Source organism: Cupriavidus sp. 05T41 (genome assembly GCF_056396525.1).
Genome location: NZ_JBFTLQ010000037.1, coordinates 1 through 26,265, shown reverse-complemented (window position 1 = coordinate 26,265; position 26,265 = coordinate 1). Strand labels below are relative to the sequence as shown.

Here is a 26,265-nt window from a genome sequence, read left to right as displayed (position 1 = left end):
AGCGCTGGCGCGCAGCGCACTGCGCGGTGCCAGATGCGGCGCAGGGTGTGGCGCAGCCGCGMCTGTTCCCCTTGATCGTAGACAAGATTTGGCCGGGCAGGTGCCCGGATTGCGGTCCCGGCCCGCGCGCAGGCAGGGGTGCCGCGCACGCGGTATGCTTATTGCATGGCAACTGGGCAAGCAGGCCGCCCGCAAAGGTTTCGATGTCGCAGCAACATTCCCCCTCCGAGAACACGCACGGCAGTGGCGACGCAGGCCAGTCCGGTGACAGCTGCGCGCCCGGCGAGGTCAGCAGTAGCGCGGAAGTCGCCAGCCTGATAGCCCAGGTGGCGCATGACCTGCGCTCCGCGCTCAACGGGGTGCAGAGCTGGGCTTACGTGCTCGATCACACGCTGGAAACACCCCCGACCGCGGCGCAGCGCGCGCTGGCCGGGATCCGCACCGGCATGCTGCAGCAGATAGCGCTCATCGAACACATGGAAGAGGCCGTGGCCTTGCTGGCCGATGAAAGTGCGCCGCAATGGGAGCAGGTGGACCTGCGCGCGGCGCTGGATACCGCCATGGACGCGACGCGGCCCGTTGCCKAGGGGCGCAGCGTGCTGCTTCGCGCCGGCGGCGCGGACGCACCACTGGGAGCCGCGCCGCTGGTGATCGACGCCGATCCGCGCCGCCTGCTGCCATTGCTGCGGCACCTGCTGGTGCATTGCATCCGCCAGGCACGTACCGGCGATGCGGTGGAGGCGCGGCTCGAACGCGAGGCTGACCAGGTCAAGCTGCGCATCACCGAGAGTCGCACGCCCAGCGAGGCGCGCAAGAATGAGCGCATTTCCGTGCTTTCGGATTTCTTCCACCGGCGCCGGCCGGTGCAGGGTGGGGCAGGCGCGCCGCGCCAGGGTACAGCCCTGATGGTGACCCGGCGCCTGGTGGAAACCCACTGCGCCAGCATCGAGGCCGTAKGGCAGGGCTGTTCGACGGACGGCGAGTCGGTGTGCATCGCGGTGAGCTTCCCGCTGCATATTCCCCGCGCCTGAAGCACAGCATCCAGTCCGCGCCCGTGCCGTAGTTTTTACCGGTTACGGCATAAAGTGCACGGCGGCTGTGCTTGCAGGCGGGTGCGCCCAGCCGGCGCCCCGGCATGCAGCGACGCCGCGCACTTCGCTCGCTCMTTTGCTTTTGCGCCGCGTTTCCCCTTCGATTCCAGCACATTCCCGGGTGTGTCCCGACCGTCGTCCCGGTTGTCCTCCCGCTTGGCCCGCCGCTTGCATGAAGACATGCATTTCCGAATCCTGATCGAGGAGCGACCATGCACAAGGCCAGCCACAAGGAACACGCCAAGCCCGGCAAGCGCCACGGCCATGCCCGCGGCGCGAGCGCTGCCGGCAAGGACGAGGAGAACAAGCAGCCGGCCACCTACCAGCAAGCGGTGGACGAATCGCTGGACATGACCTTTCCCGCCAGCGATCCCATTTCGCCCAGCGCGGCCATGCACGCCGAGAAGCAGACAAGCACGCCGCGTGACGACAAGGACTGGCACCTCACGCCCGGCAGCGAACACCAGCCTGCCGGCGCCAAGCCTGCGGCGCATCGCAAGGGCAAGACGGATAAGCATTGACCCGATACGCATTGACGCCAGCCATGCCGGCAGGACGCACTTGATGATCCAGGAGAACTGACCGATGAATCCCATCGAAACCAACCGTTCCGGCACGCCCGTCCCGGGCGCCGCCATCGTCGGCGAACTACCGGCCGACCGCACCGGCCCCGGCCCCTTCGTCATGGCCGCCGACACGCTGGAGGGCAACAATGTGATCGGCMCCGCCGGGGATGATCTCGGCACCATCGACCACATCATGATCGACGTGCGTGGCGGGCGCGTGGCCTACGCGGTGCTGTCGTTCGGCGGCTTCCTCGGCATCGGCGGGAAACTGTTCGCGCTGCCCTGGTCCGCGCTCACGCTGGACACCCGGCGCAAATGCTTCGTGCTCGGCGTAGACAAGGAAAAGCTCAAGGCCGCGCCAGGCTTCGACAAGGAACACTGGCCGACCATGGCGGATTCGCAATGGGCCACCAGCATCCATGAGTACTACGGGGCCTCGCCGTACTGGGAAGCCGACCATTACGATCCCTGGGTGGGGCGGTAGCGATTGCGTGAGGAGGCCGGAAGACGGCCGGAACATGGCCGGAACACGGCCGGGAGATGGCCGAGAGATGGGGAGCGATAGCTCCCCGTTTTCTTGTCGCGATGGCCCGCGGACAGGGCGCGCCTGCCCCGGCCCCGCGCCATTCCATGGGCGAAKGGAGCAACCCTTCGCCCGGACGGATTGCCGCTGCCAGCCAGCTACCCGCCGGCCCGGGCCCGCTGCGGGGGCGGCGGTGGCAGGTCGCCCGGCGGCGGGTCGTTGACCGGCGTGGGCGGGTCGGGATCCGGGACTGCCGGCGGCTGGATATCAGGCCGCGGCGGCGCCTGGTCGGGTTCGGGGGTAGTGTGAAGCCGTATTTCCATCATTGTCTCCAGGTTCGCGCCGGGCAGCGGCCGTCAGGCCGTCTCGCCCAGCTCGTCGAGAATCTTCGATAGCGCATCCAGGTMGACCGGCTTGACCAGGTGGCGGTCGAAGCCGGCTTCGCTGGTCCGCTGGCGGTCGGCGGGCTGGCTGTAGCCGGTCAGCGCCACCAGGCGCACGTGCTGCAGCTCCGGAATGGCGCGCAGGCGCTGGGCGATCTCGAAACCGTCCATGGCCGGCATGCCGAGGTCCAGCAAGATGACATCGGGTTGCGCCTTGACCGCGCGCACGATGGCGGCGGGGCCGTCGATCGCGGTGATCACGGTATGCCCCATGGCTTCGAGCGTCAGGGCAATGGCTTCCAGTGCGTCAATGTTGTCGTCCACCACCATCACCGTGCGTGGCACGCCGGGTGCCGGCCTCGACGTACCCGTGGCCGGCTTCCAGCTTTGCCAGGGCTGGGCCGGCAGAGTGACCACGAAGGCGCAGCCCAGCGCGGGGCCGGCGCTTTCGGCATGCACGCTGCCGCCGTGCAGCTTCACCAGTTTCTGTACCAGCGACAGGCCGATGCCCATGCCTTCCTGGCCGCCGGGGCCGGTCTTGTCGCCGTGGTGCGCGGTGGCGGGGTCGAAGACGGCCTGCAGGGCCTGGGGCGAGAGGCCCGGACCGTTGTCCAGCACCTTGACGGTCAGCAGCTTGCCGTCGTTGGTGACTTCGACCGCGAGCTGGCCGCCGGGCTGGGTGTAGCGCGCGGCGTTGTGCAGCAGGTTGCTGAAGATCTGGGTCAGCCGCACCAGGTCGCCGCGCACCGGCATGGGCCCTTCCGGCACGCTCAGGCGCAGCGTGTGGCTGCGCGATTCGATCAGCGGACGCACGGCTTCCACTGCGGTGCTGAGCGCGGTGCGCAGCTCCACCAGGTCGTCGCGCAGCACGATGCGGCCCTGCGTGAAGCGGGCGATGTCGAGCAGGTCGTCCACCAGCCGCGTCAGGTGGTGGAGCTGGCGGGCGATGATGTCGCGCGCCTTGAAGCTGTCTTCGCGCGAGGGAGCGCAGTGCATCAGCAGGTCGGCGGCGCTGCGCATCGGCGCGAGCGGATTGCGCAGTTCATGCGCCAGCATGGCGAGGAACTCGTCCTTGCGGCGATCTTCCTCCAGCAGCATGCGTTCGGCGCGCTTCTGGCGGGTGATGTCCTGGTAGATGCCCGCCACGCGGTAGAAGTTGCCGCCCGTGTCGGAGACGGGAAAGGCGCGCGCGCGGACCTCGCGTATTTCGCCGTCGCCGCGGATCACCTGGAACTCGGCATCCATGTGGCCGTTCTTCATCATGGCGTCGAAGGCTTGCGCCACGCGCGTGCGTTCGCCGGGGTCCACCCAGTCGAGCCAGCGAAGCGGGCTGCGCCTGAGCTCATCCACCGGCCGGTCCCACAGTTGCGCGAAGGACGGGCTGATGAAGAGGAACTCGGGTTCGGCCGGGTCGAGGATCCACAGCACGTCGGACAGGTTATCGGCGAGCTGGCGCAGCAGTTCCTCGCTCTCGCGCAATGCGCGCGACGTCTGCCGGGCTTCCTCCTCGGCCTTGCGCATGCGCAGCAGGGCGTTGATGCTCGACACCAGCTCTTCGGCTTCCACCGGCTCGATCAGGAAGCTGTCGGCACCGCCATCGAGCGCCTGCACGCGGTGGCGCGATTCGGTCAGCGCGGCCGATGTCTGCAGCACCAGCGTCGCGGCCGTCTCKGGATCGCTCTTGATCAGCCGGCACACTTCGAGCCCGTCGATATCGGGCAGCTTCACATCCAGCAGCACCAGGTCCGGCGCGTGCTGGCGCACCAGGGAGAGCGCGGCCTGGCCGCTGGCCGCATCCAGTACGGAGAAGCCGGCACGCCGCAGGATGCGGCCCTTCACGTAGCGGGGTCCGTCGCTGTCGTCGACGTTGAGGATCAGGGGTCGCGCGGGGGCGTCTTGGCGTAGTGGGATGTTCATGGCGAACTCAACGATGTTGGGCGTCGGACGCAGCGGCCGGGCGCGCTCGGGCGGGACAATGGGCGGGGATCATCAGCGTGAAGATGGATCCCTTGCCCACCTCGCTCTGGACATGGATCTTCCCGTGCAGAAGGTCGGCAAGCTGGCGGCACAGCGGCAGGCCGAGGCCTGTGCCCTTGACGCGGTGCTGCAGGGGGTTGGCGATCTGCGTGAATTCCTCGAACACCACCGGCAGGTGCCCGGGCGCGATGCCGATGCCGGTATCGGCCACCGTCACCACCAGCTGGTCGGTGGCGGGCAGGTACTGCGCGCCGACGCGGACCTCGCCGTGCTCGGTGTACTTGAGCGCGTTGGAGACGAAGTTGCGCAGGATCTGCGCGAGCTTGCCTTCGTCGGTATGCAGCGGCGGGATATGGTCGACGGCACTGATCATCAGCTCGACCTCGGCGCTGTGCTGGAGCGGGCGCATCATGCCGCGCAGCGCGCTGAAGGTATTGTCCAGCGTGAAATCCGACAGGCTCAGCTCGGTCTTGCCCGAAGCGATCTTGGCCAGGTCGAGCAGGTCGTCCACCAGTTGGGCCAGCGATTCCGCGGCGTGCCGCACCATGGTCACCTGGTGCACCTGCTCGGCGTTGAGCGGTCCGTCGGTCTGGTCGAGCAGCAGGCCGGACAGCGCACGGATGGAGCTCAGCGGCGTGCGCAGCTCGTGGCTGACGTTGGACAAGAAGCGGCTCTTGGTTTCGTCCGCCACGCGCAGGCGGTCCGCGCGGTCATCGAGTTCGGCATACAGCGCCACCACGCCGCGGTTGGTATCGGCCAGTTCGTTGGCAAGCAGCTCCAGCTCGCGCTGGCGCGCCGCGAGTTCGTGCAGGGTGCCGGCCAGCTCACGGTTCTGCTMGCGCAGCTCGCTCAAGATCAGGTCGGGGGCGCGGTCCAGGCAGCGCTCGGACAGCGCGGCCAGCGCCGCCGGCGCCGATTCCGGCGCGCTCGCCGGCAGGCGCCGGTGGATCGCCAGGCGTTCCCGGGCCGTGCCTTCCTCTTCCAGCGACCAGCTGTCGGCCAGGGCGACCGCATGGAGCAGCGCCTGCGCCGAGGGGTCGCCGGGAGCGACTTCGCCGCGCAGCATGCGCGCCAGCGTGGCGATCGCGGCGGGCGCGGCGTCGACGGTGATGGCCAGTTCGCGCTCGGCGTGCTCCCTGCCTTCGCCGCGGATCAAGCGCGCGCACAGGGTGCGTGGCCCGTCCATGGAAAGCAGCAGGCGCGCCAGTTCGGATACGGTGGTGGCGATCGCGGTCTGCTCGATGGCCGAGAAGCCCAGTGTGGCCGCGGCGCTGCGCGCGGCCTGGCGCGCCAGCACCACATCGGTATCGGCGCGCAGGACCAGCTGGAAGAGGGGCAGTCTCATGACCGGGCTCCCTCGCCAGCGTCAGGCACCGCTCGGGCGCCATCCCCGGCGGCGTCCTGCACGCGCGGGGCATACGACTGGCATTCGCTGCTGCGCTTGCACACGATCACGGTGACATCGTCATGCCCGCGCGCGAAATCGCGGTACAGCACCGCCGCCACGACGGCAGGGTGGCGCGCATGCAGGCCCGGGTAATTATCCAGGTCCCAGTGCGAGCCCAGGCCGTCGCTATGGAGGACGAGCAAGGTCTCGGCCGGCCACGGCGCCTCCACCTCGGTGACCTTGCGCATGATATAGCCGACGATGCCATTGTGGGAGATCAGCTGCCGCCGGTTGCCKGAGCCGCCGAGCGCGCCGGGCGAATACACGCAGGCGGAAATATTGCCGATGCCGGCAAAACGCACGCTGCCGGGGTCGGAATCGATGCGGGCTACCGCCACGGCCGCACCGCGCGTGGCGCGCAGCGCGGCATGCGCGTGCCCGATCAGCACGGCGGGTGCCACGAAGGCGTGCGCCGCGGCAACCCGCTTGGCGGCCTCGGCCGCGCGCGCGGCGTCGGGTCCGTGGCCCAGGCCGTCGGCCACCACCAGGCTCGACAAGGCGCGCGCCGAACTGGCATGCCAGCCGTCGCCGCATTCCGTTTCGCCGGTCATCGGCACGCAAACCGCGCCCACCGACACCGCCGGCAGTGCAGGCTCGACCGGCCGGTCCGACGGCGCGAGCGTCATGCGCAGGACGGTGCCTTTGCCGGGTGCGCTGTAGATGTCGAATGCCGTGGCAAGCCGGCCCATCGCACCCAGCCCGTTGCCTGCCGTGCCGGTGGTCGAGAAGCCGTCGCGCAGGMTGGCGCCGAGGTCGGCCATGCCGGGTCCGCGGTCGATGGCGATGACTTCGACCTGCGGGGCGGCCGGTCCCGTCGCCTCTTCCTGCAAGGCGCGGATGAGCAGTTCGCCCTCCGTGCCGTACTTCAGGATATTGGTGGCGGCCTCGGACACCGCGATGGCCAGGCGGCCGGTGGCCACCTCGCCGAAGCCGCAGCGGATGGCGAGCTCCGTCACCGTGCGACGCGCTTCGGCGACATGGCTCGCTTCCTGGATCAAGGCTCGGATCTGCATCATTTCGTTCCAGCGTCAGAACGCGCCATAGCGGGCGATCGTCACGGTTGTTCCCTGGCCGGGCGCGGTCACGATATCGAAGGCGTCGGACAGCCTGCGCGCGCCGCCCAGGCCGAGGCCCATGCCGTTGCCGGTGGTAAAGCCGTCGCGCAGCGCCTCCTGCACGTCGGCGATGCCCGGCCCCTGGTCGACGAAGCGCAACTGCACGCCGCGCCGTCCGCTGGCAGCCACGGTGGCGATTTCCGCGTGCCCGCCGCCACCGTGGATCACGGTGTTGCGCGCCAGCTCGCTCGCCGCCGTGACCAGCTTGGTCTGGTCCACCAGGCTCATGCCCTGCGCCACGGCCAGGTCGCGCACCAGCTTGCGCAGGCGCACCACGTCCTCGCTCGACTGCAGCGCAACCTGCTGCGGCGCGACGCCTCCGGTGTCCGGCGCGGCGTGGTGCAGCCACGAGGACTGCGCAGCGATGGCGCCGTCATAGCGGTTCATGCGTCCGCCTGCAGCAGGGTCATGCCGCGCTCGACGTTCAGCGCCGTGCGCACCCCGTCCAGCGTGACCCCCAGTTCGACCAGGGTGATCGCCACCGCGGGCTGCATGCCGACCACGACGGTCTCGGCATCCAGCACCCGCGCGATGGCGGCGGTATTGCCAATCATGCGGCCGATGAAGGAATCGACCAGGTCCAGCGCGGAGATGTCGATCAGCACGCCCTTGGCGCGCTCCTTGACAATGCGCTCGGACAGGTCTTCCTGCAGGGTCAKGGCCAGCCTGTCGTGCATGTCCACCTGGATCGTCACCAGCAGCAGGCGTCCCATGCGGAGGATTGGAATGCGCTCCATATCGCGTGTCGGTCCTTGTGCGTGCGTTGGCTAGTGCGACCCGGCGCTGCCGATCGAGCCGCCGGTCCGCTTGAGGGCCACCTGGAATGCATCTGCCAGGGTTGCCTTGGTGGTCACGTTGGCGAGGTCCACGCCCAGGTGGACGATGGTCTGCGCGATCTGCGGGCGGATGCCGCTGATGATGCAGTCCGCACCCATCAGGCGCGCTGCGGCCACGGTCTTGAGCAGATGCTGCGCGACCAGGGTGTCCACGGTCGGCACGCCGGTGATGTCGATGATGGCAATCGATGCGCCGGACTCCACGATCTTCTGCAGCAGGCTTTCCATCACGGTCTGCGTGCGCGCGCTGTCCAGCGTGCCGATCAGCGGCAGGGCCAGGATGTCATCCCACAGCTGGACCACAGGGGTGGAGAGTTCCATCAGCTCGCGTTGCTGGCGCGCGATGACCTCCTCGCGGCTGTTCTGGTAGAGCGTGGTGGTGTAAAGCCCGAGCTTGTCGAGCAGGGCGCTGACCGCCCAGGTCTGATCCGCCAGTTGCGCGGGGCTGTTCGCCAGCGCCTTGCGCAGCCGCACGAACACCGGCTGCTTGAGCGAGAACACGAAGGTAGCGGTATCCGCTGCCGAAAAGCCTTCGCGCGCGCGGCGGCGCGAGATGTCGGCCAGCACGCCGCGCACGCGCTCCCACGCCGGCGTCTCCAGGTCGGGTGCGGCGCCGGCCCGCAGCGCTTCGCGCAAGCCGTGCAGGAAGCGCTGGGCCTGGTCCCGCAGATCGGCTGCGGACAGGCGCTGCCCACCGGGCTCTGCCAGTTGCAGTCCGACCCATTCATCCAGCAACTGGTCCATCTCGTTTGTAAAAACTACAAGAAAGTCCGGGCTCGGATCGGTAGATTCTGCATGCAGCGTGTGCGCCACGATTTTCCCCTGGGATGCGGTTGACGATGGTTGGTCCTTGTCAGCAACGGGCTGCGGGTGGCGGGTGGAGTCCCCGCCGCCCGGCGCCGCTCCGTGTGGCAGCCGTATCGCGCAAAAGCCGTGCCCGCTTGTAGGACGGTGCCGTCAGCGCGCTGCCGGCGCTGTCCTACATGGCCTGCCGGCGCCGCGGGGCGCCATTGTCCTGGCCAGCGCCCGCGCCCGCGCCGGCACTGAACAGCGCTACCATTTCGCGGTTGAAGGCAGGAATGTCGTCGGGCTTGCGGCTGCTGACCCAGTTGCCGTCGCGTACGACTTCGCGGTCCACCCATTCGCCGCCGGCATTGCGGATGTCGTCGGCCAGCGAAGGCCAGCTGGTCAKGGTGCGCCCCCTGACCATGCCCGCCGATACCAGCAGCCACGCGCCGTGGCAGATCACTGCCACCGGCTTGCCGTCGTCCTGGATTCGCCTGACGAAGCGTTGTGCCTCGGCGTTGGTGCGCAGCGTGTCGGCGTTMATGACCCCGCCGGGCAGCATGACGGCGTCGAATTCCTCGGGGCGGGCGTCGGACAGGACGGCCTGCACGTCGAAGCGGTCGGCCTTGCTGTCGTGATGGGCGCCCTGGACCTGGCCGGCCTGCGGGGCCACGATCACCGTGGTGGCGCCCGCCTGCTGCAGCGCCTGGCGCGGGCCGGTGAGCTCGACCTGCTCGAACATGTCGGTGACCAGCAGCGCGACGCGCTTGCCGGCCAGTTCGGTGGGGCTATGGTCGGTGTGAGGCATGTGGGGACGATCCTGATTCATGTGCAACTCCTGGCTTCGGCCGGCCGGAGAGGCCGGCACTACGGGGAAAAGGGAAAAACGGGACGGAAAGAATCCGCGCGGCAGGGGCAGGGCGGCAGCATGGTCCGCCGCCTGGCCACCGTGTAGCTTTGGCGTGCGCGTGTAAAACCGGCATGTGCGGCCTGCCCGCAGCCAGGCGCCGGCTGACTTGCGCGCGGCTTTGCCCCAGTGCGCCTGCGCGCCTGGCTTGACTCCTGACAACACGGGCAGCGCGCGCCCKGCATGCCTTGGGGAGTGGCAATAACCATGCCCCGCCGGCGCTTGGCAAGCGGCGCACGGCGGTGTCTGGCCGACCGGCCATGCGCTTGCCGGACCGTGCCGGAGCGCGGCTGGCAGACGCTGGCGGCCAATTGCCAAGCGACGCCGGCGTGGCCATACTGAGCACTTGCGACGCTTGTCGCCACGCCAGCCCACCCCCGACGCCGATGCCTTCCGATCCTTCCGGCCCGTCCGGCAATCCCCCGCGGCACGACCCGCACGATCACGGCCATGGGCACGATCATCATGGCCACGACCATGGCGGCAGCACGCTTTCGGACATGGACCTGCGCGTGCGCGCGCTGGAATCGCTGCTGGTCGAAAAAGGCTACGTMGACCCGGCCGCGCTGGACCTGCTGATCGAGACCTACGAGCAGCGCATCGGCCCCCGCAACGGCGCGCGCGTGGTGGCCAGGGCGTGGGCCGATCCCGCTTACAAGGCATGGCTGCTGGCGGATGCCACCGCCGCCATCGCATCGCTCGGTTTCAGCGGCCGCCAGGGCGAGCACATGCTGGTGCTGGAKAACACGCCCGCCGTCCACAATATGGTGGTCTGCACCCTGTGTTCCTGCTATCCCTGGCCGGTACTCGGGCTGCCGCCTGTCTGGTACAAGTCCGCGCCATACCGCGCGCGCGCCGTGATCGACCCGCGCGGCGTACTGCGCGACTTCGGCTTTACGCTGCCGGACGCGGTGAAGATCCAGGTGTGGGATTCCACCGCAGAGCTGCGCTACCTGGTGCTGCCGATGCGCCCGGCCGGCACCGATGGCTGGAGCGAGCAGGCGCTGGCGGACCTGGTCACGCGCGACGCCATGATCGGCACTGGCCTGCTGCCCGACGTGGGCGTCCCGGCCACGGCCGGCGCGGAGGTATCGCAATGAATGGCGCGCAAGATCTGGGCGGCATGCAGGGTTTCGGCCCGGTCCGCCCCGAAGCCGGCGAGCCGCCCTTCCACGCCGAGTGGGAGCGCCGCGTGCTGGCGCTGACGCTGGCGATGGGCGCGACCGGCCAGTGGAATATCGACACGTCCCGCGCGGCCCGCGAGAGCCTGCCGCCCGCGCAGTACCTCGGCAGCAGCTATTACCAGATCTGGTTCGAAGGGCTCAAGGCCCTGCTCCTGAAGACGGGCCTGGCCAGCGCGGAGGAAATCGCCAGCGGCCATTGCGCCACGCCACCGGTGGCGCTGGCGCGCGTGCTGGCAGCGGATCAGGTAAGCGGCGCGCTCGCGCGCGGTTCACCGAGCGCGCGGYCGGCCTGCGGCGAGGCGCGCTTCCGGCCCGGCCAGCGCGTGCGCGCCCGCATGATGCATCCGCCCGGCCACACCCGCCTGCCGCGCTATTGCCGCGGGCGCCAGGGCGAGATMGTGGCGGTCCATGGTGCCCATGTCTTTCCCGACGCCAGCGCMACGGGCGCCGGCGAGCAGCCGCAATGGCTCTACACCGTGCGCTTCGACGCCGCCGAACTCTGGGGCCCGGATACGACCGCATMCTCGGTCAGCGTGGATTGCTGGGAGCCCTATCTCGAAGCGGTGGAGGTGGCTCATGGCTGAGGCTGTCGCCGCCGGTTTCACGCCCGACAGGCTGCAGGCCATGCGCGCCGCGCTGCCGGCCCTGCCTTGCGACAGCACCGGCCCGGTCTTCCGCGAGCCCTGGGAGGCACAGGCCTTTGCCATGGCGCTTGCCCTGCACGAGCGCGGCGCCTTTACCTGGCCTGAATGGGCCGCCATCCTGTCGCAGGTGATCCGCGAAGCGCAGGCCGCGGGCGACCCGGACAACGGCGAGCACTACTACCGTTTCTGGCTGACTGCGCTTGAACGCCTCAGCACGGCCAAGGGCCTGGTGGGGACCGATGCGCTGCTGGACCGGCGCGCGGCATGGGCGGCGGCGGCACGCCGTACGCCGCATGGGCAGCCGATCGAGCTGGATGGAAAGGACGGCGGCCAGGCCGACAGTTAAGTGTCTCATGATAAACTTTTGAGTCATTGGAAGCCTGCCGGAAACCCTGCTCGCCCCGTGCCCGCGCCAGCGTCCCTGCGATCCGGCCCCGCTCGTGCTACMTTAGCGGGCTAGACGCTGCCAAAGCGCGCCCCGTTGCCCTGCCGGCAAGGGTGGCGCCACTACCGACTGACATGAATGACACAGAAATCGAGCTGATCGGCTCGGCCCGCCTGCCGACCCGCTTCGGCAAATTCACCGCCCATGCATTCAAGGGCGCCGTTTCGGGCATCGAACACCTGGCGCTGAGCGTCGGCGATATCACCGGCGAKGGCGTGCTGACCCGCCTGCACTCGGAGTGCCTGACCGGCGACGTGTTCGGCTCCTGCCGCTGCGACTGCGGCGAGCAGCTCGAACTCGCGATGGAGAAGATCGCCGAGGAGGGCCGCGGCATCCTGCTGTACCTGCGCGGCCAGGAAGGGCGCGGCATCGGCCTGGGCCACAAGATCCGCGCCTATGCGCTGCAGGACGAAGGCCTGGATACCGTTGACGCCAACCTSGCSCTGGGCCAGGMMATCGACGCCCGCAMCTACGCKTTYGCGGCCGAYMTGCTGCRCCAGTGGGGCGTGAAGTCGRTCCGSCTGATGAGCAACAACCCGAAGAAGAAACTGGCGCTCGAAGCCGCCGGCATCACGGTGGTAGAGCAGATGCGCCACATCATCCCGTCGAATGCCGAGAACGAGAAGTACCTGGCCACCAAGCGCGTGCGGATGGGGCATCTGCTGGACTGAGCCCTGAGACCGTGGTGCGGCGGGACCGGCTGGCCCGCCCATCGCAACGCCAAGCTGCGAAAAGAGCACAAAATCAGCCGGCCTCCCGGCGTATCCGGATACACTGGCGTATCGACGCCACCACCAGCCGGTTTGGAACATGCTTGCCCAGATTCAACGCAGTTGCGGTGAAGGTGCGGTGCGCCTTCGCCGGGTGCTTGCCCGGGAAGTTCATCTCGATATCCGCCAGCCGGCCCAGATCAAGCGCATCCGGCTGCTGGGATGGCTGGCGTTCATCKGCTTTCCCGTGTTCTACCTGGTCTGGACGTTCTGGTTCCCGCAGCCGTACGAGAGCCTGACCCTGCGCCTGGTGGCCATGCTGATGTGCCTGCCACTGATCGTGACGCGGGACCTGCGCGACAGGAAATGGCTTCCTGCCTATTTCCTCGTCACGCTGACCTATTGCCTGTMGTTTGTCTTCGTTTATCTGTACCTGATGAACCACGGCAACCTGGTCTGGTCGCAGTCGCTCGTGATCGCGGTGATCATCCTGTTCAACTTCAGCGGCTGGGTGGGGGGTGCCGCCTCGCTGGGCGTGGGCACGGCGGCCGCCTGGCTGGTCTACAACTACGTGACGCCGCCGCCGGCGGGGCTGCTGGCGGTGAACTGGCCGGTGGAGCTGCCCATCATCGGGTTCACCATCTGCACCATCGCCGTCCTCAAGATCGACCAGCGCATCCTGATCCAGGAAAAGCTCGACGGCATGGCGATCGCGCTGGGCACCGTGGCGCATGAACTGCGCACGCCGATCCGCAGCATCGGATCGACCGCGCTGGGCATGGGGCGATACCTGCCCGGCCTGATCCGCTTCTATGAAGAAAACGAGACGCCGGAAAACTCGCTGAACCTGCCGCGCGCGCATTTCGGCCTGCTCAAGGATGCCTTGCCGCGAATCCAGCTCGAGGTCGAGCGCATGAACCATGGCATCGACGTGCTGCTCATCAACGCGCGCGGCGGCGCGGACCGGGAGCCCGGAGATCCGTTCCCGATGGCCCTGGCCGTGCGCGAGGCGCTCAGCCGCTACCCGTTCGAGGCGGGGCAGCGCGAACTCGTGCTGGCGGACCTGGACGACGATTTCCTCGTGCGCGCGGAGCAGAAGCTGCTGGTCATGGTGCTGTTCAACCTGATCAAGAATGCCTTGCACGCGCTGGCGCGAGCCGGTCATGGCGAGATCCGGCTGCGCCTTGAGCAGGGTGCACGGCGCAACCGCCTGGTCTTTCGCGATACCGGCACCGGAATCCCGGAGCGGGAGCTGTCGTCCATCTTCAAGCGCTTCCATACGTATMCGCGCAACGAAGGCACCGGCATCGGCCTGGCGTTCTGCAAGGAAACGCTGGAGGCCTGGGGCGGCCGTATCCACTGCAACTCGATCGAGCACGCCCACACMGAGTTCGTGCTGGAGTTTCCGCTGATCGCGCCCCAGCCTGAAGGCGCCGGCGCGCCGGGCTGACATATTGCCTGGCCGCGCACCCGTGGCAGCGGGTGAACGGCCGCGCCGCTCAGGCCTCGCTACCCGCCATTTCCAGCGCTGCGCGGGCCACGGCATGCTTCGGCGCCGCCGGCCTTGCCAGCGGCGTGCGCTGGCGGCGCTGGCTCGATCGCCAGCCAGCCAGGTTCACTTCGTCGCGGATCTCGGCGCAGACCTGGATCAGCCTTTCGGTTTCCACCGCGGTCAGGCACGCATTCATGGTCAGCCGCATCAGTGCGCGATCTCGTGCCGTGGCCGGCGCGCAGAAGACGGCGCCGAAGATCCCGCGCGACTGCAAGGCGTCGCGCAGCACCAGGGTCTGCTCCTCGGTGCCCGACTCCAGCGCGATGATCTGCTCCGAGCCGGCCGAGACGTTGTAACCCAACTCGGCAAGCGCGCCGCGCACCTGGGCGGAGATGGCATGCAGGCGGGCGCGGCGGTCGTCGGCKGTGACGATGAAATCMGCGGCGGCGTCGAACCAGGCCAGCTCATGGTGCAGCAGCCCCGAGCTGAAGATCGCGGGCCGCGATTCCGCGGCGAAGTAGCCCTTGAACGAAGCGGGGCAGGTAACCAGGCCGGCGCGGCCGCCGAAGGCCTTGGCCAGGCTGGCGGTCTGGAAGTGAACCCGCTGCGACAGGCCGAGCTGCGCCACCAGGCCGGCTCCGCCGGGGCCGTGCGTTCCCAGCGAATGGGATTCGTCGACCACCAGCACGCTGCCGGTGCGCTCGGCCACTTCGACGAAATCGGTCAGCGGGCACAAGCTGCCGTTGGTGCTGTACACCGAGTCCACCACGATGACGCCGGGCCCTTCCTTGCGGATCTGCCGTTCMGCGTGCTCGGCATCGTTGTGCATGAAGGGCACGGCACGCGCGCGCGCCGCGTGGGCGCCTTCCCACAAGGACATATKGGCCAGCATGTCGAGGTAGACGGGCGTGCGCTCGTTGGCGATGCTTTGCAGCAGGCCCACATTGGCGGCCCAGCCGGACTGGCAGAGGATACTGGCCTCGGCACCGGAGAATGCCGCCAGCTTGCGCTCCAGGCGGCTGGTCGGATTGTCGCCGTACTGGAAGACCGCGGACATCAGCAGCTCGCTTTCCGGCCCGCGCATCGCGGTAACCTGGGCCATGACCAGTTCCTGCTCGCCAAGCAGGCTGAGATAGTCGTTGCTGGAAAAGTGCACCGCGTCGGGACCGGGCTGCCTGCCGTGCAACAGATGGCTGCCGCCCCAGCGTTTCTGTACCCGCTCCACTTCGTGCCCCGCGACGCGCGAGGTGATGAAGTCCGGCCATGCCGCGGCAGGCGCCGCAGGCGAGGTTGCGGCTTGACCCGCGTTGCGATCMAGTTCCAGGCAGTTCGTATCCGTTTTGATCATTACATTCCCCAAGGAAGCACTCCGACGAAAAAACCGGCCGCAAAACGGCCGGCGAGAGTCGTTGCAACGCAGGCGCGCTGTCCGTACCCATTGTTCGCAATGTTGGTCTGGAGTGAATCAGGGTGCCTGTGGCAAATTGCGTGTTGCGCCGACAAGGCTATTCTGCCGTGTGGCGGGKAATTCGCCTGTCCGCTTGCGGTCAGTTGTGACGGGATAAGCGCAAAAAGTGTTTGAGACGCCACAAAAACAACGCCGCGCGTGACGGCCGGGGCCGTGCCGCAGGACCCGGCTGACTCGCAGCGGACATCGCGGGCCACAGCAGGTCTCGTCCCGCATGTGCGCGGGAACGTCGTTGCGGCGCAGCGCTGTAGGCGTGCGCCGACAACGTTTCCGGGGGGCGCCCTACAGCCGCCGTCGCGCGGTGTCCTTTATCTTGAAKGGGTGCTGGGCAAGGGGCATCGCCGCCCCGCAGCCGAGCCAGCGTTATCCACAGGTAGCCGTATGACGTCCCCGCGGCGTCATGCTTCTGTCGAACACGAATCCCTCCGAGGAGCTKACATGGCTGAAAAGAACATTTCCGTACTCAACGACCTGATCGAGGTGTCGCGCGATGGCGAGCAAGGGTTCCGCAAGGCAGCGGAAGACGCGCAGAACCCCGAACTGAAGTCGCTGTTCTCCGGGCGCGCGAGCGAGATCGCCGGCGCGGTGGCCGAACTGCAGGCCCAGGTGGCGGCACTGGGCGGCAAGCCCGAGGATCACGGCAGCGTGGCGGGCGCGCTGCATCGCGGCTGGGTCAGCCTGCGCACGGCCGTAGCGGACCGCAGCGACCTCGCCATCCTCGAGGAAACCGAGAAGGGCGAAGATGTGGCCAAGAAGAAATACGCGGATGCGCTGCAGGAAAGCGAACTGGGCTTCGATATCCGTGCGCTGGTGGAGCGCCAGTATCAGGGCGTGCTGCGCAACCACGACCTGATCCGCGACCTGCGCAACCGCTATCGCGCGGCCTGAAGCACGGGCTTCCCGCAGGCCGGCGCGAAGCCGGAACCTGCGGGCCTGGACCTTTGCGCCGAACCCTCGGGCTGACCGTGGCCACGCCTGCTTACCTTCGTGCCGACGCCGGGGATCGGGAGACCGGCTTGCGCGATGGTGCCGCATCATGAAGCCGCCTCTTGTTGTCATCGACAGCGAATCCCCGGGCGAAGCCCCGGATCCCGTAGCCGCGCCGCAGGACATGGGCACATACTTCGATGCGCTCTATGCCAGCAGCGACGATCCCTRGTCTTACCRCACGAGCTGGTACGAGGCGCGCAAGCGTGGCCTGATGCTGGCCATGCTGGACCGGAAGCGCTACCGCTGCGCCTTCGAGCCCGGTTGCGGCAATGGCGAACTGTGCGCGGCGCTGGCGCGCCGCTGCGACAGCCTGCTGGCGGCCGACATGCATCCGCGCGCCGTGGAGGCCGCGCGCCAGCGACTAGCCGGCATTCCCAATGTGCGCGTGATGCAGCTCACCGTGCCCGAGGCGTGGCCGCGCGCCAGCTTCGAGCTGATCGTGATCAGCGAGCTGGCTTACTACCTGCCGGAAGATCAGGTAGCCAAGCTGGGCCGGCGTGTACGGCGCTCGCTGGTACACGGCGGCCTGCTGCTGGCGTGTCACTGGCGTCATCCCTTCGCCGGGCGCCGGGTGCCGCCCGAGCGTGCCCATGCGCTGCTGGAGAAACACACGGGCCTGCCCTGCATTGCCACCCATGCGGAGGCGGATTTCCTCATGCAAGCCTGGTTGCGCGGCAGCGGCTCGGTGGCCTCGCGGGAGGGCATCGCATGATCKGCATGATCGTCCGCTTGTACTGTGGTACGGCGGTACGGCGCATCGAGGCCGCAGTGGCCGCAGTGGCGTGGCCGTGGAGGCCGCGGGGCGCCGCGATTGGCATCTCGCTGCAAAGCCTTCTAAGATCAAGGCTCATCTCCCTTGCCCAGGATCAGGCCATGACCAAGCCCGTCTCGCCGAAACAGCCGGCGCCACCCAAGCCCGCCAAGCAGGCGCCTGTGCCTGGCAAGGGCACCCCGGAGCCAGGCGCGGACCATCAGGAAGATGAACTGGACGAAGCCCTGCGCKAGACCTTCCCGGCCAGCGACCCGATTTCCGTCGACACCGCGCACGGCAAGTAGAAGCGGGGGCCGTGCCCGGCCCCCTCAGGCCAGCGTGCGCAGCTGGCCGATGACCTTCATCAGTTGCCCGTGGGCAACGATCACGCCGGATTCGTCCTGCAGGGCCTGCTGGTAGCGGTCGCKAAAGACGGGCTCGCCTTGCGCGCCAAACAGTTTTTCGGTGGCGGCGGCCACGGCGCGGCAGGTTTCGTCGTGATGCTCGGGCGCATCCAGTTCCTCGTCGATCTCGATGATCAGGCGCGAGAGCGGATCGAGCCAGCGAAAATACGTCTCCTCGGTCACAACCTGCACGAACAGGCCGGCAGGGATCGGGCCGTGCAGGCGCTCGTACTCCACGCGGCCCAGCGCAATCACCTCCTTGTGCACCTTGAGCAGSGCGGCGCGCAATGCGCGTAGCCCGCTGCKGCGGTCTTCCTGCTTGGCGAGGAATTGTTCGTTCGGCATATCCCTTCTCCGTTGCTAGCGGCCGTGCGGCCCGCATGCCAGTATAGGCAGGGCTGCCTGCCCGGCGGGAGGGGCATGAAGAGAGCGAGGCAGTCCCGACACAGTGATGCAGCCGAGGCATCCAGCACGGCGCGCACTGTGGTAGGACCTGGCGCCCGCGGGCCGGCGGTCAGCGCCGTGCGGCCTTGCGCAGCGCCTTGTTCGCATACATCGCTGTGTCGGCCTCGCCCAGCAGCGCGGCGATGCCGTTGTGCCGGCCCGCATCGAAGACGATGGAGCCCACGCTGAACTCGATGTCATAGCCGCGCGCGGCCTGCAGGTTCTGCGCGGCCACGCCCGCCCGCAGCCGGCTCAGCGTGGCCTCGCAGGCGGCCGCGTCGGTGCTGGTCAGCAGCGCCACGAATTCGTCGCCGCCCAGGCGGCCGATCACGTCGGAGTCGCGCAGGCAATGGCGCAGTTCGGCGGCGAAAGCATTGAGCGCGCGGTCGCCCTCGGCATGGCCGAAGCGGTCGTTGATGGCCTTGAAGCCGTCCATGTCGAAGAACAGCAGCGTGGCGGGCTTTTCCAGGCGCGTGCAGACGTTGAGCGCGTGCTGGGCCAGCGCGGAGAAGCCGCGGCGGTTGGACAGCAGCGTGAGTTCGTCCATGGTGGCGAGCTGCAKGGCGGCGAGTTCCTGCTCGGCCATGCGCGCCAGGTMGCGCAGCAGGGCGCKGTCATCTTCGCCAAACTCGCGCGGCTGCACGTCGATCAGGCACAAGGTGCCCAGCTTGCTGCCGTTGGCCACCGCCAGCGGGCAGCCGGCATAGAAGCGGATGATATCGGCCTGGCAGCCGCAGATTGTAATCAATCACCGCCTTCAAATGGACATCCGGCACCGCACGCGCGGGCTGCTCAGCAGCGCAGCCGCGCCATCTGGTCACGCAGGTAGCGGTTGCGCGCCCGATAGTTCTCCACCTCGGGCAGCCGTGCACGCTGGCGCGCGGCGTAGTCGGATTCCAGCTGGCGCATCTGGCTGGCCAGCATATAGCACTGGTTGATCTCGGAGCGTGCCAGGTCGTTCTGCTCGCGTACCAGGCGCGCCTGGTACTCGCGCTCCTCGGCCTCGCGCTTGCGCAGGAACTGTTGGTTGGCCGCGTCCGTCTCCGGCTCGGGACTGATGCGCGACAGGTTGCCGCCCAGCGCGGCGGCCCGCCAGCCCGGCGGGCAGGCCGTATCCGAATAGAGCGTCTTGTCGCCGTTGACGCATTTGCCGGCATGTGCGAGCCCGGTGCAAACGCCCAGGACAAGCAGAATGAGCCAGTGCCGCATGCAGATCTCCTGTGGATGGCGCCCGGGCGGGCACTGTCGGTGGGTCGGGTGGCCAAGGCATCGGCGCTGCGCCGGATTCACCCGCGTGTGGCCAAGTCGGCATTCTTGTGCGGCCGGCGCGGCTTGTCCAGTCCCGAGGTGACCGGGCAGGCGCACCGCGCCGTGGAGGCCCTAAGCCTCGCCGTCCCCGACGTTGCCGATCAGGTCCGCTGCCGCCGAGCGCCGCGCATCCGCCGCGCGGAAGTAGCGCACCAGCGTKGCGACGCTGGTATGGCCCGTCATGGCCATGGTTTCCGCCAGCGGCACCTGGCGCGCCGCCGCCTCGGTCACGAAGCCCGAGCGCAGCGAGTGCGCCGAAAAATCTCCCTCCACTCCTGCCTGCTCGCAGCGCTGCTTGACGATCTTGCGCACGGCGGCCGCGGACAGCCCTTCGCCCACATGCCCGCCGCGGCGCACGCGCCGGAAGATCGCGCCTTCGCTCAGCGCGGCCGCATGCAGCCACGCTTCGAGCGCGGCGCCGGCCGCGCCGATCACCGGCTTGGCGTTATCCGGCAGGTCGGCCCCGGACTGGTTGGTCTTCGACCACCCCAGTTCATAGACGAATTCGCCCGGCGCCAGCCGTGTGAGGTTGGCCAGGGTGGCCCCGGCCACTTCCGAACGCCGCCGGCCACCGCTGGACCAGGCGAACAGCAGCAGCGCGCGATCGCGCAGGCCGATCAGCGAGTCGTCACAGGTTGCCAGCAGGCGGGCCAGCGGCTCGCGCGTCAGTGCCGCCTTGCGTGCCGGGCGCTCGCCGCGCCTGGCATAGGCGCGCCGCGTGCGCGACAGCAGCTCGCGCACGGCCGGATCCGCGCAGGGGTTGGCGGCACCCTCCAGATGGTGCGCCTTGGCGATCACCGCCAGCCGGTGCGTCAAGGTGGCCAGCGCGGGTGGCCCGGTGCGGGCCTTGAGCCCGCGCGCGACCAGTGCGGCATCGATGGCCGCCGGCAGTTCACTCACGGGACCTTGCGGCGTACTGCGCGTGGCGTGGTCTACCAGGAACTGGATGACGACCGCCGGCTGCAAGGGAAGAGCGATCGGCTGACCGTAGCGCAGGGCGAACCAGCCCGCCCAGTACCGTAGGGCGGAACGATAGCTGGCCACCGTGTTGACGGATTCGCCTTCCCGGTACAGCGCTTCTGCGGCCTGGCGGCCGGGCGGATCGAGTTCTGACGGGCGGAGCGGCGCGGGGAAATCGGCATGGGCAGGGCTGAAAGAAGGGTCGACGCGGCCCCGCCMACCGTCGGGCAGGTTTTCAGGGGCGATATCTGGCGGGTTTTCAGGGGTTCCGCCAAGGCGAGGCGGCGTTTCTCGATGTATCATAATAAATATGATGTCTGCTGTATTAAATTATACATGAAGACAAGATAAGGCGCGATAACTATTCCTTATCGAGCCTTATTTGATGTGTGTTGCCAAAGCCGTTAATCCGATTGCCCGAACCATGCAAAACGCCKATTTCCCCGCTTCCTCCCGTTCCCGGGCCATTACCCGCKAAGACGTCTGGCAGGCCGCCGATGCCTTGCTACTGGCGGGGCAGCGCCCGACCATCGAACGCATCCGGCTGCATCTGGGCCGCGGTTCGCCCAATACGGTCAGCCCGCACCTGGATGCGTGGTTCGCGGGACTCGGCGCACGGCTGCAGGACCCGCAGGCATTCGCGGCGCCGGCCAGCCTGCCGGACCCGGTGAACCAGGCCGCGCGCTATCTGTGGGAAGCGGCGCAGGCCGAAGCGCGGGCCGCCGCCGCCGCCGGCTTCGCGGAACGCGAAGCCGCGCTGCGGGCCGCACAGGAAGCGTTGGGGGAGAAACAGGAGGAATTGGCGCAGGAACGCGCGGTGCTCGAAGCCCGGCTCGACGCCGCGGACAGCGCGCTCGCCGAACTGGCCCGCGCCMGCGACGAAGCCACTGAGCGGGCGGCACGCGCCGAAGCGCAACTAGTGGCGCAGCAAGCGGACAACGACACGCTGCGCGGCCGCCTGCTGCAAGCCCAGCAGCAGAAAGACGCCTTGCTGGCCGAAGCMGCCGGCCAGCGCGCCGCCTGGGACAAGGAGCGCGAGACCATGGCCGAACGCKCCAGCGCCAACGAGCGCCGCATGGCGCTGGAACTGGACGCTGCGCGCGTGGCGCTCAAGGAAGKGCAGCGGCAGCAGGAGAACGAGCGCCGCGCGGCGCAGCAGAAACTGGCCGAAGCGGCGGAAGCAGCCGCGCGTCAGGCCGGGGAGGCTACGCGGCTGGGCAATGCGATGGCAGTGCTGGAGGAGCGCCTGCGGCAGCAGGAGGGGATGCTGGCCGAATACCGGCAGCGGCTGGAAAGTCGCGCCGCAGGGGAGACGGAGACGTTGCGGTCGGCGCGGCCCGGGCCGGCGAGAGGCCGTCAGTTGCGGGCGGCGAGGCCGCCGCGGTTCAAGGTCTGACAATCGGACACCTACCGTACCCCGGCAAGCAAACGAAGGCAAAGCACGATGGCTCAATGCCAAGCGGAGCCATTCGGTCGGCAGTGCTCGCCGCAGCGTCACTAGCTCTGTAGCCTCACCTGTAGAACGTCGTTGCAACACTTAGCTCTTGTGGATTAAGGAGTCTGCTCAGATCTTGTTCGATGYGTACCTTCGATTGGATGTGATTGGCTGCGCCGTCTGGTCGGGGACTACGGGCAGCATTTTGACGTGGCCGATGCGTTCCGCCAGCCCGGTGTAGCACTGCGAAGCCGATCTGATCTCGTGACGTCGCCCCACTTGCACGACGAGGTCGAGTGTCGCGGCTGTCCGCTAACGTGCGGCAGTCGGACGGGCCATCTGCAAACAGATCCCAATCCCGGTCAACGCGTCGCCAGGGCATTGGCTCCAACCGCCACTCCTGTGGGTGATGTTTGCAGACGTCAAGTTCGCCATCAGCAGGCGCTCATCCATATCCACAGAAACATAGCGCTCATCATATTTTGCCTGATCGAGGCCGTGTCATCTAGTAATCGGTGAAATATCGCTACCAATGTTAGGAAATTTCCGCTTGAGTAGCCACGTACGTGCCTCTACGGTTGATATTTAAGTACATCCCGTTTTGAAAATGCACGTCGACAATTATTAAGTTTTTATCTCCATATTAAAAATAAATATACAAAAAGCAGTAGAAAAATTACGGGTTGAGAAATTCGTAATTCAAAAAACCAGATCGATGGGTKGGTTAAAAATATTGTAACGCCAGAATTTACGGAATTAAATTTGCTGGAATGATGGGGCTTTATGGCGATTTAATTAATAACTTAATCGGAGGTAAGGATGATAAATAAGTGGCGCATTCTTGAAAAAAAAGAGTTGGTTAGAGATCAGTGGTTGCATCTATCGCAACATCGATGTCAGCGTCATGATGGATCGATAATTGACCCGTACTATGTAATAAGTGGCGCAGACTGGGTAAATATTATGCCACTCACAAAGAAAGGGCGAGTATTGCTCATTCGTGAATATCGACACGGGTATGGGGATGTCTTGATCGGACTTCCAGGTGGACTAATTGACAAGGGCGAAACCCCGGATGCCGCGGCAGTCCGGGAGTTACGAGAGGAGACTGGCCTCTTTCCCTTGGCGCCACCACTTTCAACMGGAAAAATGATCGTTAATCCGTCCACTCACACTAATGTKGGATATAGCTTCGTTGCAATTGTCGATGACGCCATGGCAACATCCGCCTCAATTTTTGAGCCGGACATAGAACTGTTTGAAATGGACCTTATTKATTTATTCCGAGCGGTATTGGACGGGTCTTTGATGTTGTCCGGTTACGATGTAGCCTCGATTCTGAGGGGCATTTTTTTTGTTCAAAAAAATGAAGAATCAAATGTGTATTTTTCAGGTATATCAATGGGTAATGCACTAAATATTTTTTAATTTAAATATTCTTAATTTTTTGCGCACGAACTTCTGGAGGGGAAGAGATTGAGGGTGCGCTCCGAGCGCCTCGCCACCATTCACGAAGCCTTCCTGAAAATCGCCTGTTGTATCATTTGTTGGCGTCACCTCAGGAAGTCATTTTGTTAGGCCTTCTTATCGCAAGCGCCAAAAACGATCGATAAATCGGGTCTCCCTTTCCGATTTTCGCTAGGCGATGAGTTTGTGGCCGACAGCAGTCGTGGTTTGGTTTCTGTCGGATCCTGTCATGGAAACAGTTTCCGTGGTGTCGTCGCGCCTGTCATTGTGACGCCGACCTCTCTTTGCGCAACAAGTGCTTCTGAATCTTGCCGCTMGTCGTCTTGGGCAGCGCCTCCACCAGGTAGTAGCGGCGCGGACGCTTGTAGGCGGCCAGGCGGTCGCCGTGCACCAGGAAGTCGTCAAGCACGCCGGCGCTGAGTTCGGCGCCCGGCTTGGCCACCACGTGGGCCGTGACAATGTGGCCCCAGGTCTCGTCGGGCTCGCCGATCACGGCGACTTCCAGCACGGCGGGGTGCTCGATCAGCGCATCCTCGACTTCGCGCGGATACACGTTCTCGGCGCCCGAGTTGATCATGTAGTCGATCCGGTCGCGCACCCACAGGTAGCCGTCTTCGTCCAGGCTGCCCAGGTMGCCGGTGTGGTACCAGCCGTGGGCGAGGGCGCGCGCGTTGGCGTCGGGGCGGTTCAGGTAGCCGGCCATCATGCAGGGGCCKCGCACCAGGATCTCGCCGACTTCGCCGGGTGCGCACGGCTGGGACGGATCGGTGGGCGCGCCGTCGTCGCGCAGGGCCGCCACCACCAGGTCGTGGTTGAGCGACGGCAGGCCGGCCGAGCCGGCGTGGCTGAGCTGTTCATGCGGGTAGAGCACCGACATGCACGGCCCCATCTCGGTGGTGCCGTAGACCTGCACCAGCCCGGCGCCCACAGTGCGGTCCCATTCGCGGATCAGGTGGGGCGCCATCGATGCGCCGCCGTACTCGACCAGCCGCAGCGAGGACACATCGCGGGTGCCGATGTCGGGGTGGTGCAGCATCATGGTGATCATGGTCGGCGCGGCGAAGAAGTGCGTGACCTTTTCCCGCTCCACCAGCTCCCACGCTTCGCCGGCGTCGAAGCGCCGCAGCAGCACCTGCGTGGCGCCCAGGTGCAGGCGCGGCAGGAAGCTGGTGTGCAGCTCGGCCGTGTGGTTGAGCGGCGCGACCGACAAGCCTACGTCCTCGCGTGAGAGCGTCATCACCTGGTGCATCATCGCGTTGTGCGCCAGCTTGCTGCGGTGGGTGTGCAGCACGCCCTTGGGGCGGCCCGTGGTGCCGCTGGTGTACATCAGGATGCAGGGATCGTTCTCGTCCACCGCGATGCCCGGCGCATGGGCCGGCTGCGCGGCGGCCAGCGAGTCCAGCCGGTGCGTGGCKAAGGCCGGCGCGGCATCGGGGTCCGCATAGATCCAGTGCGCGGTGCCCGGCGTCAGTTCGGCCGCCTTCTGCGCCACGGCCGCGCCTTCGGCCTCGAACAGCAGGGCACGCGCCTTGCCATCTTCCAGGATGAAGGCCAGTTCCTGCGCCGCCAGCCGGTAGTTGACGGGATTGAAGATCGCGCCCACCCGGGCCGCCGCCAGCATGGTGAAGACGAAGGCCGGCGTGTTGTAGAGGAAGGCCGCCACCACGTCGCCGTGGCCGATGCCGATGGACAGCAGCGCGTGGGCGTGGCGGTTGACCTCGGCGTCCAGTTCCGCATAGGTCCAGGCGCGGCGGCTGTCGCCCGTGCCGGCGATCAGCGCGGTCTTGCGCGGCAGGTAGCGCGCGGGCCAGGAAAGGGTGTCGCCCAGCGTAAGGACGTGACTCAAGGCAATGCTCCGACGGCGAAGATGGGAGAGGCCGCGGCGGCTCGGCGCCGGCCGGCGAAAACCTTCGAATATAAGTGCGGGGCTGTATTTTGGGAAATAATGAATTAGCTTGTGCATATATGCGGCGGGCGGGGTAAAGCGCCACCGCCGCCGCGACCACTTAGCGCAAGACTGCCGGCGCGCCGGGGGCACAGAATCGAAGCGATTGCCGCCTCCGCGCAGCCTGCGCAGCCCACACGCGACCGACCCCAACCAGACCAGACCTGCCCATGAAAGACACCTGCGAGGACCTGCTCKCCGAATACCGCGAGCTGCATGCCCTGGCCGCCACCCTGACCCCGGCGCAGTGGCGCCAGCCCGGCGCCTTCTACGGCTGGAGCGCCTGGGACGAGATCGCCCACCTGTGCTATTTCGACCAGACCGCGCTGCAGTCCGCCACCGACCCAGCAGCCTTCCTGCGCGGCGCCGAAGTGCTCAATGCCCTGATGGCCGCCGGTGGCCATATCAGCGCGGTGGCGCGCGAGCAGTACGGTCACCTGGACGGCCCGGCGCTGCTGGCGTATTGGCAACCGGTCTACGAACAGCTGGTCGGCACGCTGGCCGCCCTCGACCCCAAGGCGCGCCTGCCCTGGTACGGCCCGCCGATGAGCGCGCGCAGCTTCGCCACGGCGCGGCTGATGGAAACCTGGGCCCACGGACAGGATGTGTGGGATACCGTGGGCCGCATACGCCAGCCCAGCGGGCGGTTGCGCCATATCRCGCATATYGGCGCCACCACCTACGGCTGGACCTTCGTCAACCGTGGCGAGCCGGTGCCGGGGCCGGCGCCTTACGTCGCGCTGACCTCGCCGGACGGCGCCACCTGGACCTGGAACGAGCCGCAGCCGGACAACTTCGTGCGCGGCAGCGCCGAGGATTTCTGCCTGCTGGTCACGCAGCGGCGCCACCTGGACGACACCACGCTGGCCTACAGCCCCGGCCCGGCGCAGATGTGGCTGGCCCAGGCCCAGTGCTTCGCCGGCCCGCCGGCCAACGGCCCGGCCGCCGGCACGCGCGTGGTGCGCGCGGCGCAGGCCGGGTGAACGG

27 protein-coding genes and 1 pseudogene are annotated in these 26,265 nt (G+C 67.3%); 15 read left to right on the top strand and 13 right to left on the bottom strand.

Annotation, left to right across the window (positions count from 1 at the left end):
* The first annotated feature begins 203 nt into the window (after window positions 1-203).
* The 3 genes from AC1DKV_RS21520 (at window position 204) to AC1DKV_RS21510 (ending at window position 2,141) form a co-directional block, all read left to right on the top strand.
* Window positions 204-1,031 (top strand): histidine kinase, encoded by an 828-nt coding sequence (locus AC1DKV_RS21520; RefSeq protein WP_477137942.1) that lies wholly within the window; start codon window positions 204-206, stop codon window positions 1,029-1,031.
* A gap of 272 nt (window positions 1,032-1,303) precedes the next feature.
* The gene (locus tag AC1DKV_RS21515) at window positions 1,304-1,612 is read left to right on the top strand and encodes a hypothetical protein (RefSeq protein WP_441615281.1); all 309 of its coding nucleotides are present in this window, start codon (window positions 1,304-1,306) and stop codon (window positions 1,610-1,612) included.
* Window positions 1,613-1,676: 64 nt separating this feature from the next.
* On the top strand, window positions 1,677-2,141 hold the full coding sequence (locus AC1DKV_RS21510; protein WP_477137941.1) for a PRC-barrel domain-containing protein: 465 nt from the start codon (window positions 1,677-1,679) through the stop codon (window positions 2,139-2,141).
* A gap of 395 nt (window positions 2,142-2,536) precedes the next feature.
* Here AC1DKV_RS21510 and AC1DKV_RS21505 read toward each other — a convergent pair whose 3' ends face one another.
* The 7 genes from AC1DKV_RS21505 to AC1DKV_RS21475 form a co-directional block, all read right to left on the bottom strand.
* The gene (locus AC1DKV_RS21505; protein ID WP_477137940.1) at window positions 2,537-4,480 is read right to left on the bottom strand and encodes a hybrid sensor histidine kinase/response regulator; all 1,944 of its coding nucleotides are present in this window, start codon (window positions 4,478-4,480) and stop codon (window positions 2,537-2,539) included.
* Between the two features lie 7 nt (window positions 4,481-4,487).
* Window positions 4,488-5,885 carry a sensor histidine kinase gene (locus AC1DKV_RS21500; protein WP_477137939.1) on the bottom strand — a complete coding sequence of 466 codons (1,398 nt, stop codon included), beginning with the start codon at window positions 5,883-5,885 and terminating at the stop codon, window positions 4,488-4,490.
* On the bottom strand, window positions 5,882-7,003 hold the full coding sequence (locus AC1DKV_RS21495) for an ATP-binding protein (RefSeq protein WP_477137938.1): 1,122 nt from the start codon (window positions 7,001-7,003) through the stop codon (window positions 5,882-5,884). Before AC1DKV_RS21495 ends, AC1DKV_RS21500 begins: the two co-directional genes overlap by 4 nt.
* Before the next feature lie 12 nt (window positions 7,004-7,015).
* On the bottom strand, window positions 7,016-7,489 hold the full coding sequence (locus tag AC1DKV_RS21490) for an anti-sigma regulatory factor (RefSeq protein WP_441615290.1): 474 nt from the start codon (window positions 7,487-7,489) through the stop codon (window positions 7,016-7,018).
* Complete coding sequence (locus AC1DKV_RS21485; protein WP_477137937.1) at window positions 7,486-7,839, bottom strand: STAS domain-containing protein; 354 nt, start codon at window positions 7,837-7,839, stop codon at window positions 7,486-7,488. The genes AC1DKV_RS21490 and AC1DKV_RS21485 overlap by 4 nt, the downstream gene beginning before the upstream one ends.
* 30 nt (window positions 7,840-7,869) lie before the next feature.
* Window positions 7,870-8,682: an STAS domain-containing protein gene (locus AC1DKV_RS21480; protein ID WP_477116459.1), complete on the bottom strand. Its 813-nt coding sequence runs from the start codon at window positions 8,680-8,682 to the stop codon at window positions 7,870-7,872.
* Between the two features lie 235 nt (window positions 8,683-8,917).
* Window positions 8,918-9,553 (bottom strand): type 1 glutamine amidotransferase domain-containing protein, encoded by a 636-nt coding sequence (locus AC1DKV_RS21475; protein WP_477137936.1) that lies wholly within the window; start codon window positions 9,551-9,553, stop codon window positions 8,918-8,920.
* Between the two features lie 464 nt (window positions 9,554-10,017).
* On the opposite strand from AC1DKV_RS21475, the gene nthA reads away from it, so the two are divergent.
* The 5 genes from nthA to AC1DKV_RS21450 all read left to right on the top strand — a co-directional run bounded on the left by nthA (window position 10,018) and on the right by AC1DKV_RS21450 (window position 14,064).
* Window positions 10,018-10,731: a nitrile hydratase subunit alpha gene (nthA, locus tag AC1DKV_RS21470; RefSeq protein WP_477137935.1), complete on the top strand. Its 714-nt coding sequence runs from the start codon at window positions 10,018-10,020 to the stop codon at window positions 10,729-10,731.
* Window positions 10,728-11,399, top strand: a complete 672-nt coding sequence (gene nthB / locus AC1DKV_RS21465) for a nitrile hydratase subunit beta (protein WP_477137934.1) — start codon at window positions 10,728-10,730, stop codon at window positions 11,397-11,399. Before nthA ends, nthB begins: the two co-directional genes overlap by 4 nt.
* Window positions 11,400-11,439: 40 nt before the next feature.
* Window positions 11,440-11,805 (top strand): nitrile hydratase accessory protein, encoded by a 366-nt coding sequence (locus AC1DKV_RS21460; RefSeq protein WP_441615436.1) that lies wholly within the window; start codon window positions 11,440-11,442, stop codon window positions 11,803-11,805.
* A 173-nt stretch (window positions 11,806-11,978) separates the two neighbouring features.
* Window positions 11,979-12,575: a GTP cyclohydrolase II gene (gene ribA, locus AC1DKV_RS21455; RefSeq protein WP_477137933.1), complete on the top strand. Its 597-nt coding sequence runs from the start codon at window positions 11,979-11,981 to the stop codon at window positions 12,573-12,575.
* A gap of 139 nt (window positions 12,576-12,714) precedes the next feature.
* Window positions 12,715-14,064 carry a sensor histidine kinase gene (locus AC1DKV_RS21450; RefSeq protein WP_477137932.1) on the top strand — a complete coding sequence of 450 codons (1,350 nt, stop codon included), beginning with the start codon at window positions 12,715-12,717 and terminating at the stop codon, window positions 14,062-14,064.
* Window positions 14,065-14,113: 49 nt separating this feature from the next.
* Here AC1DKV_RS21450 and cqsA read toward each other — a convergent pair whose 3' ends face one another.
* Window positions 14,114-15,454: an alpha-hydroxyketone-type quorum-sensing autoinducer synthase gene (cqsA, locus tag AC1DKV_RS21445; protein WP_477137931.1), complete on the bottom strand. Its 1,341-nt coding sequence runs from the start codon at window positions 15,452-15,454 to the stop codon at window positions 14,114-14,116.
* Window positions 15,455-16,012: 558 nt separating this feature from the next.
* On the opposite strand from cqsA, the gene AC1DKV_RS21440 reads away from it, so the two are divergent.
* From AC1DKV_RS21440 to AC1DKV_RS21430, 3 genes are all read left to right on the top strand, one after another.
* Window positions 16,013-16,462, top strand: a complete 450-nt coding sequence (locus AC1DKV_RS21440; protein ID WP_441615306.1) for a PA2169 family four-helix-bundle protein — start codon at window positions 16,013-16,015, stop codon at window positions 16,460-16,462.
* Between the two features lie 148 nt (window positions 16,463-16,610).
* Window positions 16,611-17,276 (top strand): class I SAM-dependent methyltransferase, encoded by a 666-nt coding sequence (locus AC1DKV_RS21435; RefSeq protein WP_477137930.1) that lies wholly within the window; start codon window positions 16,611-16,613, stop codon window positions 17,274-17,276.
* Window positions 17,277-17,437: 161 nt separating this feature from the next.
* Window positions 17,438-17,620 carry a hypothetical protein gene (locus tag AC1DKV_RS21430; RefSeq protein WP_477137929.1) on the top strand — a complete coding sequence of 61 codons (183 nt, stop codon included), beginning with the start codon at window positions 17,438-17,440 and terminating at the stop codon, window positions 17,618-17,620.
* A gap of 24 nt (window positions 17,621-17,644) precedes the next feature.
* On the opposite strand, the gene AC1DKV_RS21425 is transcribed toward AC1DKV_RS21430, so the two are convergent.
* The 4 genes from AC1DKV_RS21425 to AC1DKV_RS21410 all read right to left on the bottom strand — a co-directional run bounded on the left by AC1DKV_RS21425 (window position 17,645) and on the right by AC1DKV_RS21410 (window position 20,515).
* Window positions 17,645-18,064: a hypothetical protein gene (locus AC1DKV_RS21425; RefSeq protein ID WP_477137928.1), complete on the bottom strand. Its 420-nt coding sequence runs from the start codon at window positions 18,062-18,064 to the stop codon at window positions 17,645-17,647.
* A gap of 169 nt (window positions 18,065-18,233) precedes the next feature.
* Window positions 18,234-18,911: a sensor domain-containing diguanylate cyclase gene (locus AC1DKV_RS21420; protein WP_477137927.1), complete on the bottom strand. Its 678-nt coding sequence runs from the start codon at window positions 18,909-18,911 to the stop codon at window positions 18,234-18,236.
* A gap of 44 nt (window positions 18,912-18,955) precedes the next feature.
* A complete protein-coding gene (locus AC1DKV_RS21415; RefSeq protein ID WP_441615315.1) occupies window positions 18,956-19,372 on the bottom strand; it encodes a hypothetical protein in 417 nt (138 codons plus the stop codon).
* 171 nt (window positions 19,373-19,543) lie between these two features.
* Complete coding sequence (locus AC1DKV_RS21410) at window positions 19,544-20,515, bottom strand: site-specific integrase (protein WP_441615317.1); 972 nt, start codon at window positions 20,513-20,515, stop codon at window positions 19,544-19,546.
* Window positions 20,516-20,855: 340 nt separating this feature from the next.
* Between AC1DKV_RS21410 and AC1DKV_RS21405 the strand changes: the two genes are divergently transcribed.
* The 3 genes and pseudogenes from AC1DKV_RS21405 to AC1DKV_RS21395 all read left to right on the top strand — a co-directional run.
* Entirely contained in the window at window positions 20,856-21,827 is a 972-nt protein-coding gene (locus tag AC1DKV_RS21405) for a DNA-binding protein (protein ID WP_477137926.1), read from the top strand.
* Window positions 21,828-22,685: 858 nt separating this feature from the next.
* Window positions 22,686-23,294, top strand: coding sequence for an NUDIX hydrolase (locus AC1DKV_RS21400; protein WP_477137925.1), 609 nt, complete (start codon window positions 22,686-22,688; stop codon window positions 23,292-23,294).
* 42 nt (window positions 23,295-23,336) lie between these two features.
* Window positions 23,337-23,444 (top strand): annotated as a pseudogene (locus AC1DKV_RS21395) (IS5/IS1182 family transposase); the annotation flags it as partial.
* Window positions 23,445-23,595: 151 nt separating this feature from the next.
* Here AC1DKV_RS21395 and AC1DKV_RS21390 read toward each other — a convergent pair.
* Window positions 23,596-25,179 carry a fatty acid--CoA ligase gene (locus tag AC1DKV_RS21390; protein WP_477137924.1) on the bottom strand — a complete coding sequence of 528 codons (1,584 nt, stop codon included), beginning with the start codon at window positions 25,177-25,179 and terminating at the stop codon, window positions 23,596-23,598.
* A gap of 269 nt (window positions 25,180-25,448) precedes the next feature.
* Here AC1DKV_RS21390 and AC1DKV_RS21385 point away from each other — a divergent pair, with 269 nt between their 5' ends.
* Window positions 25,449-26,261, top strand: a complete 813-nt coding sequence (locus AC1DKV_RS21385; RefSeq protein ID WP_477137923.1) for a TIGR03084 family metal-binding protein — start codon at window positions 25,449-25,451, stop codon at window positions 26,259-26,261.
* The last annotated feature ends 4 nt before the right edge of the window (window positions 26,262-26,265 follow it).

Bases quoted from the DNA above. Each gene is read 5' to 3' on its own strand.
- AC1DKV_RS21515 (WP_441615281.1), top strand. From the start codon at position 1,304: ATGCACAAGGCCAGCCACAAGGAACACGCCAAGCCCGGCAAGCGCCAC.
- AC1DKV_RS21490 (WP_441615290.1), bottom strand. From the start codon at position 7,489: ATGAACCGCTATGACGGCGCCATCGCTGCGCAGTCCTCGTGGCTGCAC.
- AC1DKV_RS21480 (WP_477116459.1), bottom strand. From the start codon at position 8,682: ATGGACCAGTTGCTGGATGAATGGGTCGGACTGCAACTGGCAGAGCCC.
- AC1DKV_RS21460 (WP_441615436.1), top strand. From the start codon at position 11,440: ATGCGCGCCGCGCTGCCGGCCCTGCCTTGCGACAGCACCGGCCCGGTC.
- AC1DKV_RS21440 (WP_441615306.1), top strand. From the start codon at position 16,013: ATGGCTGAAAAGAACATTTCCGTACTCAACGACCTGATCGAGGTGTCG.
- AC1DKV_RS21415 (WP_441615315.1), bottom strand. From the start codon at position 19,372: ATGCGGCACTGGCTCATTCTGCTTGTCCTGGGCGTTTGCACCGGGCTC.